This window comes from Acinetobacter sp. 22512 (genome assembly GCF_052044755.1).
GTDB classification, from domain to species: Bacteria; Pseudomonadota; Gammaproteobacteria; order Pseudomonadales; family Moraxellaceae; genus Acinetobacter; species Acinetobacter pittii.
In genome coordinates, this window is sequence record NZ_JBQENP010000003.1 from 131,070 (window position 1) to 143,532 (window position 12,463).

Genomic DNA, 12,463 nt, shown 5'->3' on the forward strand with positions numbered 1-12,463 from the left:
TCCCACAACACCCTCTTTTTGTCATATAATTTAGCCCGCTAGCTAACAGCCCGCTCAAGAGATTTTCTGGTATGACAACGATTATCAAACAAGATGACTTGATTACATCGATCAAGGACGCCCTACAGTTTATTTCGTACTATCACCCGCAAGACTTTATCCAAGCGATGAGCCGTGCTTATGATCGCGAAGAAAACAAAGCCGCAAAGGATGCAATTGCACAGATTCTAATTAACTCTCGCATGTGTGCGGAAGGTCATCGTCCAATTTGCCAAGATACTGGTATTGTTAACGTTTTCCTTGAAGTGGGCTTAGATGTTAAATTTGATTTAACGATGAGCTTAGACGATGCAGTAAATGAAGGTGTTCGCCAAGGTTACCTTGAAAACAGCAACGTTCTTCGTGCATCTGTACTTGCTGACCCTGCATTTGGTCGTAAAAATACAAAAGATAATACCCCTGCTGTAATTCACTACAAACTCGTTCCGGGTAACAAAGTAGATATTACTGTTGCTGCTAAAGGTGGCGGTTCAGAAAACAAATCTAAACTTGCGATGCTTAACCCATCTGACTCGATTGTTGACTGGGTACTTAAAACCGTTCCAACTATGGGTGCAGGCTGGTGTCCTCCTGGTATGCTCGGTATTGGTATTGGTGGTACTGCTGAAAAAGCCATGATGCTTGCTAAAGAAGCACTCATGGAAGAAATCAATATGGATGAATTACTTCGCCGTGGACCAGAGAACAAAATCGAAGAGCTTCGTATAGAAATCTTTGAAAAAGTAAATGCACTTGGTATTGGTGCACAAGGTCTCGGTGGTTTAACGACTGTTCTTGATATTAAGATTAAAGATTACCCATGTCATGCTGCTGGTAAACCAGTAGGTATGATTCCTAACTGTGCTGCTACTCGTCATGCTCACTTCCAGCTTGATGGTACAGGTGTAGCTCATATTCAAGCACCAAAACTTGAAGACTACCCATCTGTAACTTGGGACTCTTCACAGTCTAAACGCGTAAACCTTGATACCATTACTCAAGAAGAAATGGACTCTTGGAAACCGGGTGACACATTACTTCTTAGCGGAACAATGTACACAGGTCGTGATGCTGCGCACAAACGTATGGTTGAAATGATCGATAATGGTGAAGAATTACCAGTTGATCTTAAAGGTAAGTTTATTTACTACGTTGGCCCTGTTGATCCAGTGGGTGATGAAGTCGTTGGTCCTGCTGGCCCTACAACTGCAACACGTATGGATAAATTCACACGTAAAGTATTAGAACATACTGGCCTATTCGGTATGATCGGTAAAGCTGACCGTGGTCCTACAGCAATTGAAGCAATCAAAGACAACAAAGCAACTTACTTAATGGCAGTTGGTGGTGCGGCTTACCTCGTATCTAAAGCTGTTCGCGAAGCTGAAGTTGTTGCGTTTGCAGACTTAGGTATGGAAGCCATCTACAAATTCGTAGTTGAAGATATGCCTGTTTCTGTTGCAGTTGATGTAAACGGTACTTCAATTCACGCAGTAGCTCCAAAAATCTGGCAAGCGAAAATTGGAAAAATTCCAGTAGTCGATGCAGCAGCTGGCTAATCAAGAAAAGCACCGAATTCGGTGCTTTTTTTATGCATTCTTTTTTTATTTTAAAATCTGAAAAGAATTGTAACAATTACTTCGTCAATCTGTGCTATTAATGAAAGCACCCTCTCGCCAAATATTGAATATAGGTCATTTCATGACTATTCGCCCTATTCTTAAAAATCTCTCAATCAGCCTCTGCCTAAGCTGTATTACCACAAGCTTATTTGCCTCTCCTGCCAAATTAAGTTCAGTTAAAGAACTCATGCAAATGAGCCAAATTGATTACCTGCTTAAAGAATCAATTAATGAATTAACACCTTATTATGATCAACAGGCAGAACAGATCGTTAGTAATATCACGGGTATCAAAACTTTAGGTCCAAAAGAAAAAGAGGCCGCGAAGAAGTTAGGTTTACTCCTAAAAGATTCGAGCAATCAGCTCATTAGCAATCCAAAAACCGCCCAAGCCTTACAGGATATTTATCTTAAGACTTATACTGAAGAGGAAATTCAGGCTAATCTGAAATTTTTAAAAACCCCAGAAGGCCAATCAATTACGCGCAAAAACGTACAGATTATGGGGCAAATTTCAGAATATATGATGGAGTTGGGACAGCAAACATTTAATGACCCTAAAGCACGAGATCATATGCAAGAAGAGATGCTTAAAATTCTTGCACCGTTGATGAAAGATAAAGAAAAGTCTTAACTTTTCTTTATCTTTTTTAGGCTATTACCAAGTTAAAGGATTCCATAATTTAAATGGTTTAATCAGATGTACATCTGATTTTTCATCATATTTGGCTGGCTTTAATTCTTGTGGTTTATGACGGATCTTTCCTGAAGCATCTTCAGCCACAAAATTATAGCTAGAAGATTTCAACTCGGTAAATGCTATCTCTCTACGTCCAATATTGTCTTGCATTAACATAAATGGACCAGTATGTTCACTTCGGTCCATTTTATTTTCTTCATCATATTTCAAATAATAAGACGTTCCCGCCTCAACAGTGATATCAATATATTTTGGTTCTTGAAAATGGATACCAAGTAAAGGGCGACTCGCAGAAAGGCGATATGTTCCTGCTGGCAACTCAATCCAGTAATAATGATTATGTAATAGACTCGGAATGCGCTTACCATTCACAAAGAGATTAATCGCTGCGATTTCCTGACGATTCCATTTTGTGTCTGGTCGATATAGATAAACTACAGCTGCCTGTTCATTTTGTGGTTTAATTGGAGCAAAAGTCTGACCCAATTTTTGGTTGACCCACCCTCCTACAGAAAAACCGCCTAAATGATATTGATCTAATAAACCAGGTTCTTTTTCAACATCAACTTTAGGTAGAGTCGCGGTCAATTCACTCGGATTTTTTTCTAAATGAGATGAACTTTGACAGCCCACAAATAGTCCGGCACAGCACAAAGATACGATTAAATAACGCATGGCATCCCTCAAAGCGTTTTGTTTTTGATTTATTTTTTACACCGCAAAACTATGCGTATTTTGTATTTTTAAGATTAACACTACCCATATAAATTGAAAACAAAAAAAGCATGAATCACTAACGCGATTCATGCTTTTTAGATGAATGAAATCTATGCAGACTTCGAATCAATAACCTTTAAATCTGCCTTAGCAACACTTTCATGCGTTGCAGCTTCTTTAGGCTGACGTTCAGCCTGATAAACAGGTTCTGCTTCACCATTAATAACTGCTTCATTAATAATGACTGTTCCAACATCTGTACGACTTGGTAAATCATACATAGTTTCAAGCAGTACGTTTTCCATAATAGAACGTAGACCACGCGCTCCTGTATTACGTTCAAGCGCTTTTTTAGCAACAGCACGCAATGCAGAGTCTTCAAAGATTAGATCAATATTTTCCATAGTGAAAAGATATTGATACTGGCGAGTTAATGCATTTTTTGGCTCAGTCAAAATTTGCATTAAAGCTTCTTCGTCTAGCTCTTCAAGTGTCGCAATCACTGGTAAACGACCAATGAATTCAGGAATTAAACCAAATTTCACTAAGTCAGTTGGCTCAACCTGACGGAACAATTCAGCAAGCTTTTTGGTTTCATCTTTGTTTTTAACGTCAGCTGTAAAACCAATACCGCCTTTCTCTTGACGCTGTTGTACAATTTTTTCCAAACCAGAAAATGCACCACCACAAATAAATAAGATATTTGAGGTGTCAATTTGGATAAACTCTTGCTGTGGATGCTTACGACCACCTTGAGGCGGAATCGAAGCAACTGTACCTTCAATCATTTTTAATAATGCTTGTTGTACACCTTCACCAGACACATCACGCGTAATTGATGGATTTTCAGATTTACGAGTAATCTTATCAATCTCATCAATATAGATAATGCCCTTCTGAGCCTTCTCTACATCGTAGTCTGCTTTTTGCAAAAGCTTTTGCACAATATTTTCAACATCCTCACCCACATAACCAGCTTCGGTTAATGTTGTTGCATCTGCCATCGCAAATGGAACATCTAAAAGGCGAGCTAATGTTTGCGCAAGTAAAGTTTTACCTGAGCCAGTAGGTCCAATCAGTAAGATATTACTTTTAGCAATTTCTACTTCTTTAGACACATGGCCATTATGACCAACTTTTAAGCGCTTATAATGGTTATAAACCGCAACAGATAATGTCTTTTTGGCAAGATCTTGACCAATAACATATTGATCAAGCGCAGCACGTATTTCATGTGGTTTTGGCAATGCCTTACTCGCCCAGTCACCTGCTTCAACCTGTTGGCTGGTTTGTACAAGGTCTAAGCAGACATCCACACATTCATTACAAATATATGCGTCCTCACCTGCAATCAGTTTCCCGACTTCAGACTGCGTTTTACCGCAAAATGAACAATGTTTTTGTCCTTGAGGATGTTCGGACATATTCACTCCACAAATAGAATCTTAAATATTAGGGCAAGATGCACTGCATAAATAACTAAATGGAGACCTTTTTCAACATCTCAAGTTATTTATATAATAAGGTCCTTATGGACGCTTACTTAACACCTGATCAACCAGACCATATTCTTTAGCAGCTTGGGCTGTCATAAAGTTATCGCGGTCAGTATCACGAGCAACGGTTTCATAGTCTTGACCACTGTGCTCTGCCATTAAGCGGTTCAAACGTTCTTTAATAAAGAGGATTTCACGCGCATGGATTTCAATATCCGATGCTTGACCACGGAAACCACCCAATGGTTGATGAATCATGACACGGGCATTTTCTAAACAATAGCGTTTGCCTTTGGCGCCCGCATTTAACAAGAATGCACCCATTGAAGCAGCTTGACCCATACAATATGTCACGACATCAGGCTTAATAAACTGCATTGTGTCATAAATGGCCATGCCCGCTGTCACAGATCCACCTGGAGAGTTGATATAAAGGTGGATATCTTTATCAGGATTTTCAGCTTCTAAAAACAACATTTGGGCAACAATCAGATTTGCCATGTTATCTTCAACTTCACCTGTCAAAAAAATGACGCGCTCACGTAAAAGTCGTGAATAAATATCAAAAGAACGTTCGCCGCGAGAAGATTGTTCAACCACAACAGGAACTAAAGCATTTTCAATTGTTGGAACATACATACGTTATTTATTCCTAAATTTTTTGTGACTTAACCTATGGCAACAATATGCGGGATAATTTCTCAAATTGCAAAAGGTTCGCACTGAAATATTATATTATTTATACCTAAGTACTTAATGCCGCACTCTAATTGACCACATAAAGAAAAACAAAAAAGGCGCCTCAGGCGCCTTTTTCTGACTTCTCAAAAGATTAGCCCATACGGCGAGCTTGCTGTTCTTTCAATAAGTCATCATAAGATACAGCTTTGTCAGTCACTTTAGCACCAGCTAAGATGTGATCAACAACTTGATCTTCTAATACAACTGCTTCGATTTGAGCACGTTGTTGAGCATCATTTTTGAAGTATTCGATCACTTCAGTTGGATCTTCGTAAGAAGAAGCCATGTCATCAATGTAAGCATCAACGCGAGCTTGGTCAACTTCAAGTTTAGCATCAGCTAAAACTTTGCTTACCAATACGCCAAGCTTAACAGAACGCTCTGCTTGTTCTTTGAACAATTCGTCAGGAAGCATGCTCTTGTCAAAAGATTGCGCGCCTGCACCACCAAATTGTTGAGTGAACTGTTGAACCATTTGTTGACGTTGACGGTCAATTTCTTGAGCAACCATTGCAGTTGGAACTTCAACTTCATTCGCAGCAACAAGAGCATCAAAAGCAGCTTGTTTAACTTGGTTACGTAAACCATTGCGAACTTCACGTTCCATATTCTTACGAACGTCAGCTTTTAACTTCTCAACGCCTTCTTCTTCAGTTACACCGAAGATTTTTAAGAATTCAGCATCAATTTCTGGAAGTTTAGATTTTTCAACTTGCTTCACAGTGATTTTGAACTGAGCTGCTTTACCAGCCAAGTTTTCAGCTTGGTAATCTTCAGGGAAAGTAACGTCAATTACTTTCTCTTCACCAGCTTTCATGCCAATGATGCCATCTTCGAAGCCAGGGATCATACGACCTGAACCTAACACAAGTTTAAAGTCTTCAGCAGAACCGCCTTCAAACTTCTCACCATCGATAGTGCCTTCAAAGTCAAAAGTCACTTGCATGTCTTTTTTCGCCATACCCTTGGTTACAGCCCAAGTTTGACGTTGTTTTTGCAAGTTTTCGATCATAGCGTCAACGTCAGCGTCTTTGATTTCAGCTGATTTACGTTCAACTTCTAAGCCGTCAAATGCTTTTACTTCAATTTCTGGATAAACTTCTACAGTTGCTTCAAAAACTAAAGCGTCTTCTTTATGTTCAACTTTCTCAATGTTCGGCATACCTACCGCATTGATTTTTTCTTGTTGAATTGCTTCAAAAACGCTATCACGAATGATGTCATTTACAACTTCTTGATAAATGCTTGCACCGTATTCGCGACGAACAACGTTTTCAGGTACTTTACCTGGACGGAAGCCGTTGATCTTCACAGTTTTGGCAGTGCGCTTCAAACGAGCTTCAAATTGCTCGTTAATACGGCTCGTCGGTACAGACACATTTAAACGACGGGCAACGCCCGAAACCGCTTCAGTCGTTACTTGCATGGCTTCCTCGATAAAAATTAGTTAGTAGGAACAGTTTTTAAAAAAGTGCTGTATTATATGACAACTTTCAAGATATACAAAATTAACCGATCACTTCATGTAAGTGAAGGACATTATTCTAGTAAATTTCACAGTAATTTTATGATTCTTTAAATATTTTTCATAAGTACTTAAGTAAAACTAATTTTTTAGTTATTCTTTATAAATCTAAATTTACAATCATTTTTCATAAATTTATCGCTTTTTAAAACAATTAAACACAATCAAATAATTAGCTATTTTTTAATACTAAAACCCATCCAACCTTTCACATTTCCTTCACAATTCTATCGACAAATCCAATTAACACAAACTGTACATATAAATAAGAATTATTATTATTCGCATAACCTTTATGATTTAAAGTCCTGAAATTATGTCTTTCATCAAAACCCGCAAGAAAATTGTATCGTCTGCAATTGCTTCTTCTCTCTCTGTGATAGCAACCGCTGCTATCGCACAAGAACAAGTTGAAGTATTAAAAACTATTAATGTGCATGCTGAAGCAAATCAAGCAGAATCATTGAAAATAGATCAGTCTGCGAACGCGAAATTTGTAGCTCCGCTAAAAGATACGCCAAAATCGGTGTCAATTCTTTCCCAAAAGCTACTTCAAGAAACGAATTCAAATACCCTACTCGAAGCTCTACGCAATGAACCAGGTATTACACTTGGTGCTGGTGAAGGCGGCGTTCCATATACAGATATTCCTTATATTCGTGGTTATAACGGCCAATCTTCTATTTATGTTGATGGTGTTCGTAATGCAACAGCTCAAACTCGTGACATGTTTGCGATTGAACAAGTTGAAGTCATCAAGGGCTCAAGCTCTGCTTTAACTGGGGGAAGCGGGATTGGTGGCAGCATTAACCTTATTCCAAAAATTGCCCATGAAGGTAATGTTTATCAAGGATCTGTTGCGGGTGGTACAGACAACTACCGTCATATTCAGCTTGATGCCAACAAAGACTTTGGCAATGGTGTTGCTGGCCGTGTTGTTGTTATGGGCCATGAAAATGACAAACCTGGTCAAAGTAATGGAGCCGAATACGCTCGTGTTGGTATTGCACCGAGCCTAGCGCTCGGCTTAGGTTCTGCAAACCGAGCTACATTAAGCTATTACTTCTTAAAAAGTAATGATGAACCTGATTCAGGTATTCCATTCAATAACCCAAACCTTGTTAATAATGATGGTACACCGAAATCAAATGTTCCTGCTGGTGCAGAAAAAGGAGATGGTAAGCCTGTCGCTGTTAAGCAAGGAGCATATTATGGTTGGAAAGCGCGTGATTTCGACAAACGCGAAAACCATATTGGCTCATTGAAGTTAGAACATGACTTTAATGATGATCTAACACTTAGTAACACAGCAAGCTATAGCCGCTCTAAAGCAGACTATATCTACACTAACCCAGATGACTCTAAGAGCAACATTTATAAAAATCAAGTTTGGCGCCGTGTTACACAATCTATTCGTGAAACAGAAGCGTTCACAGATCAACTATCTTTAGCCGGGAAACTTCAAACTGGTCAGCTTACACATAGTTTTAATGTAGGTGCTGAATATAGTCGTGAAGAGACTGAACGTGGCTCATATAACATCATCTACCCTGGTTATAAGGGAACAACGACAACTGGCTTTGATAATACGTGTAAAAATAATGATGGGTGGTGTACTAGTTTAACAAATCCATCTGGGAATGCCCCATGGTTAGGTTCATTAACAACGAATCCAAAACAAAGAACATCAACCAATGAAACAGTATCAATTTATGCTTTAGATAGCATTGAATTCAATAAATACTGGTTGCTCAATTTAGGTGCGCGTTGGGATAAATTCGATTCAGAGTTAAAGTTCAATAAGGACTACATAAGTGGTAACACTACTACGCCTGCTGGAACTGTGTATACCAATGACTCTGATTTCTTCTCGTATCAAGCTGGCGTAGTATTCCGTCCAACTGAACATGGCAGTATTTATGCAAGCTATGCTACCGCTGCTAACCCAGTAGGTATGGATGCTGATATTGATGGCCTGTCTGCATCGAATCAGGCTTTAGATCCAGAAAAAGCTCGTACTTACGAAGTGGGAACAAAATGGAGCCTTTGGGAAAATCGCGCGAATGTTACAGCCGCAATTTTCCGTACCGAAAAGCAAAATACGCGTATTGCAGTTGATGCAAACACCACAACTAATGCTGGTGAAAGTAAAGTTGATGGTTTTGAGCTTGGTTTAACTGGTCATATTACCGATAAATGGGAAATGGCTGTAGGTTATAGCTATCTTGATAGTGAAGTTGAAAAAGCTGCCTACAATGCTGTTGCTCAAGAAGGCAAACCTCTACCATTCGTTGCAAAAAATAGTGCAAGCTTATGGACCACTTATAAAGTTCTACCAAAACTAACCGTAGGTGCAGGTGCACAATACCGTGACCAAGTGTATGCAAACACAAATCCAAATACCGCATTGACTTCAACCAAAATCTTACCTGCATTCACTATTTACAATGCAATGGTTCAGTACAAAGTTGATGAAAATGTAGATCTACAATTAAATGTTAATAATATTTCTGACAAACGTTACTTTACTAGTGCCCATGCAGCTCATTATGCAAATGAGGGTGAAGGTCGTAACGCAGTGTTAGCAATTAACTTTAAATATTAATCCTAAATCCCATAATATTTTTATGGATTTCATTTAGTTTCCTATAAAATAGCCTCATCATGAGGCTATTTTTACAAATAGAATATATCTTAAAAGGTGTTTGCCGTGATTCATCATATCCCCAATGTTTTAAGCAAAGAGCAAGTTGCCGAGTTTCGTAAGCTCATGGAAGATGCCAATTGGGTAGGTGGGAAAGTGACTGCCGGCACCTTGTCTGCTTCTGTGAAAAGAAATCAGCAACTCTCAGAACAAGATCCCCTTACTCATCATTTAAGTGATCTTGTCATCAAAGCAATTTGGCAAAATCCAGTGTTTCAGGCCGCAGCCCTACCCCACAAAATTATTCCACCACTTTTTAATCGTTATGATGAACATGAAAGCTTTGGTTTCCATGTAGATAACTCGATTCGCCTTATCCGTGGAACTTCTGAACAGCTACGCACTGATTTATCTTGCACATTATTTTTAAGTGAACCAGATGAATATGAAGGTGGTGACCTAGTGATTGAAGACACTTATGGTTATCACGAAGTTAAATTACCGGCAGGTGATGTCGTGCTCTACCCGTCTACTAGCCTGCACGAAGTCAGTAGCATTACCACAGGTACTCGTTTTGCTTCTTTTTTCTGGGTACAAAGTTTGGTCCGTGACGATAGTAAACGTCATCTTTTATTTAATCTTGATGAGAGCATTCGAGAACTACGTAAATCACACGGCGATAACTATTCAGAAGTCATGAAGCTGACCAATATTTATCATAATTTAATCCGTATGTGGTCAGAACTGTAACTATATTTATTTTTGCCTTTTTAAGAGCAGATAATCTTTTTTACCTTAATAAGGCAAAAATATGAAAATTATTTCCCACAAAAAACAAAACAGCGCAAAATTAGAAAATTATTTTCTAAACAACTTAACTAAAATTATGATAAGAATTTTGCACAAGGTGTAATCATTCTTTAGATGTGATATATCTAAATAACAAGATTACCTGCAAACCACCAAACTTATTATTTCATGGTCTAGAGATGAAAACGAATTACTTGTTTGCCCCGCCTACTCAAGCAAGACATCATCTGCAACTCCTGATGCTGCGCCAAGCGCGCGTATAAAAATTTTGTCTGCTTTTTAAAGCAGCACTTTGAAATTCCCTTTAATTTTTCTAAATTAGATACCATATATTAAGTAGAGACGTTGCCTTTTAAATATATCCAGAGCAACCGCGCTACGAGACAAGGAGTTTTCTCATGATGTTGGCTGACCCTAGCAAAAAATACCGCCGTATGTACCAGCGTGTGGATTTACCAGATCGCCAATGGCCAAATAACGAAATTACAAAAGCGCCAATCTGGATGAGTACGGATTTACGTGACGGTAACCAAGCAATTTTTGAACCAATGAACATGGAACAAAAATTCAAAATGTTCAAAATGCTTGTGAAAATTGGTTTTAAGCATATTGAAATCGGTTTCCCTTCTGCATCTCAAATTGACTTCGATTTTACTCGCATGTTAATCGAAGAAAATCATATTCCTGATGACGTATACATTGAGGTTTTGGTTCAAGCACGTGACCATTTAATTGAACGTACTTTTGAATCTTTGGCAGGTGCTAAACGAGCGATTGTACATATTTATAACTCGAACTCTCCAACCTTCCGTCAAAAGGTGTTGAATGTAGATGTTGATGGCGCAAAACAATTAGCAATTAATGCTGCTCAAAAAGTTAAAGAGTATGCGGCTCAATATCCTCAAACAGACTGGATTTTCCAATACAGCCCAGAATGTTTCTCTGCAACTGAATTAGAAGTCGCTAAAGATGTCTGTGATGCCGTCACAGAAATCTGGGATGCACGTCCAGATCATAAAGTTATTTTAAACTTGCCAGCGACTGTAGAAGTTTCTACACCAAATGTTTATGCAGACCAAATTGAATGGATGCATCGTAATTTGGCACGTCGTGATGGTGTAATTATTTCTGTTCACTGCCACAATGACCGCGGCTGTGGTATTGCTGCATCAGAACTTGCCATTATGGCTGGTGCTGACCGTGTTGAAGGCTGTGTGTTCGGTAATGGTGAACGTACAGGTAACGTTGACGTTGCAGCTATTGCATTGAACATGTATACCCAAGGTGTAGCACCAGAGTTAGATTTTTCTAATATTAATGAAGTGATTGCAACGGTTGAAGAATGTACTGGTTTACCTGTACACCCTCGTCATCCATATGCAGGTGATTTGGTATTTACTGCATTCTCTGGTTCACATCAAGATGCGATTAAAAAAGGCTTCGAGTACCAGAAAAACGAAGAAATCTGGGATATGCCTTACTTACCAATCGACCCGAAAGATTTGGGCCGTGACTACGATGCTGTAATTCGTGTAAATAGTCAGTCTGGTAAAGGTGGTATCGCTTATTTATTAGAATCGAACTACAACGTTGTATTACCACGTCGTTTGCAAATCGAATTCAGTCAGGTTGTTCAACAATATGCTGATGAGAACGGTACAGAAATTAACGCTAAAGAAATCTGGACCTTATTTAAAGACGCGTATGTTGATGTGAAAAACCACCATTACACAGTCAAACACTACAAGTTATCTGACATTAATGGCACTCAAATTATCGAACTTGATATTGATGTCGAAGGTGAAACACAACAACTTCGTGGTGAAGGTAACGGGCCAATTTCTGCATTCTTAAATGCTCTTCAATTACCAATTGACGTATTGAACTATGAAGAACGTAGTATTAGTTCAGGTGCAAATGCGAAAGCCTTAACTTTAATTGAACTTCAAGTAAAAGGTACAGGTAAAGGCTCATTTGGTGCTGGTGTTCATGACAATACAGTCACCTCATCAATTGAAGCAATTATTGCGTGTACCAACCGTTTGATAGATCAAGGTGTTTTAAGTACAGATCAGGTTGTTGCCGCCGCTGTTTAATTAAAAAAAAGACTTTGGAAAGGATACCTAGCTTGGTATCCTTTCTTTTTATTCCTGAAAGATTTAAAAGGCG

Annotated in this window: 9 protein-coding genes; 5 read left to right on the top strand and 4 right to left on the bottom strand. The window is 38.8% G+C overall.

What is annotated here, in order from left to right; translation table 11 throughout:
- The first annotated feature begins 71 nt into the window (after positions 1-71).
- Entirely contained in the window at positions 72-1,598 is a 1,527-nt protein-coding gene (locus ACTJJG_RS04990) for a fumarate hydratase (protein ID WP_002115045.1), read from the top strand.
- Between the two features lie 142 nt (positions 1,599-1,740).
- Positions 1,741-2,295, top strand: coding sequence for a DUF2059 domain-containing protein (locus ACTJJG_RS04995; protein ID WP_004794750.1), 555 nt, complete (start codon positions 1,741-1,743; stop codon positions 2,293-2,295).
- Positions 2,296-2,319: 24 nt separating this feature from the next.
- Here the strand turns inward: ACTJJG_RS04995 and ACTJJG_RS05000 are convergent, their stop codons facing one another.
- The 4 genes from ACTJJG_RS05000 to tig all read right to left on the bottom strand — a co-directional run bounded on the left by ACTJJG_RS05000 (position 2,320) and on the right by tig (position 6,741).
- Complete coding sequence (locus tag ACTJJG_RS05000) at positions 2,320-3,036, bottom strand: DUF2846 domain-containing protein (protein WP_372552483.1); 717 nt, start codon at positions 3,034-3,036, stop codon at positions 2,320-2,322.
- Between the two features lie 152 nt (positions 3,037-3,188).
- Complete coding sequence (clpX, locus tag ACTJJG_RS05005) at positions 3,189-4,502, bottom strand: ATP-dependent Clp protease ATP-binding subunit ClpX (protein WP_032056233.1); 1,314 nt, start codon at positions 4,500-4,502, stop codon at positions 3,189-3,191.
- A 105-nt stretch (positions 4,503-4,607) separates the two neighbouring features.
- Positions 4,608-5,213 carry an ATP-dependent Clp endopeptidase proteolytic subunit ClpP gene (gene clpP, locus ACTJJG_RS05010; RefSeq protein WP_002114870.1) on the bottom strand — a complete coding sequence of 202 codons (606 nt, stop codon included), beginning with the start codon at positions 5,211-5,213 and terminating at the stop codon, positions 4,608-4,610.
- 193 nt (positions 5,214-5,406) lie between these two features.
- Entirely contained in the window at positions 5,407-6,741 is a 1,335-nt protein-coding gene (gene tig, locus ACTJJG_RS05015) for a trigger factor (protein ID WP_005079155.1), read from the bottom strand.
- Positions 6,742-7,156: 415 nt separating this feature from the next.
- On the opposite strand from tig, the gene ACTJJG_RS05020 reads away from it, so the two are divergent.
- The 3 genes from ACTJJG_RS05020 to leuA all read left to right on the top strand — a co-directional run bounded on the left by ACTJJG_RS05020 (position 7,157) and on the right by leuA (position 12,390).
- Positions 7,157-9,445, top strand: a complete 2,289-nt coding sequence (locus tag ACTJJG_RS05020; protein WP_002115056.1) for a TonB-dependent receptor — start codon at positions 7,157-7,159, stop codon at positions 9,443-9,445.
- Between the two features lie 105 nt (positions 9,446-9,550).
- Complete coding sequence (locus ACTJJG_RS05025; RefSeq protein WP_002114934.1) at positions 9,551-10,234, top strand: Fe2+-dependent dioxygenase; 684 nt, start codon at positions 9,551-9,553, stop codon at positions 10,232-10,234.
- Between the two features lie 458 nt (positions 10,235-10,692).
- The gene (leuA, locus tag ACTJJG_RS05030; RefSeq protein WP_005066113.1) at positions 10,693-12,390 is read left to right on the top strand and encodes a 2-isopropylmalate synthase; all 1,698 of its coding nucleotides are present in this window, start codon (positions 10,693-10,695) and stop codon (positions 12,388-12,390) included.
- Positions 12,391-12,463 lie beyond the last annotated feature (73 nt).

What these genes read in the sequence shown, in the direction of transcription:
- ACTJJG_RS04990 (WP_002115045.1), top strand. Translation starts at nt 72, where the DNA reads ATGACAACGATTATCAAACAAGATGACTTGATTACATCGATCAAGGAC.
- ACTJJG_RS04995 (WP_004794750.1), top strand. Translation starts at nt 1,741, where the DNA reads ATGACTATTCGCCCTATTCTTAAAAATCTCTCAATCAGCCTCTGCCTA.
- ACTJJG_RS05000 (WP_372552483.1), bottom strand. Translation starts at nt 3,036, where the DNA reads ATGCGTTATTTAATCGTATCTTTGTGCTGTGCCGGACTATTTGTGGGC.
- clpX (WP_032056233.1), bottom strand. Translation starts at nt 4,502, where the DNA reads ATGTCCGAACATCCTCAAGGACAAAAACATTGTTCATTTTGCGGTAAA.
- clpP (WP_002114870.1), bottom strand. Translation starts at nt 5,213, where the DNA reads ATGTATGTTCCAACAATTGAAAATGCTTTAGTTCCTGTTGTGGTTGAA.
- tig (WP_005079155.1), bottom strand. Translation starts at nt 6,741, where the DNA reads ATGCAAGTAACGACTGAAGCGGTTTCGGGCGTTGCCCGTCGTTTAAAT.
- ACTJJG_RS05020 (WP_002115056.1), top strand. Translation starts at nt 7,157, where the DNA reads ATGTCTTTCATCAAAACCCGCAAGAAAATTGTATCGTCTGCAATTGCT.
- leuA (WP_005066113.1), top strand. Translation starts at nt 10,693, where the DNA reads ATGATGTTGGCTGACCCTAGCAAAAAATACCGCCGTATGTACCAGCGT.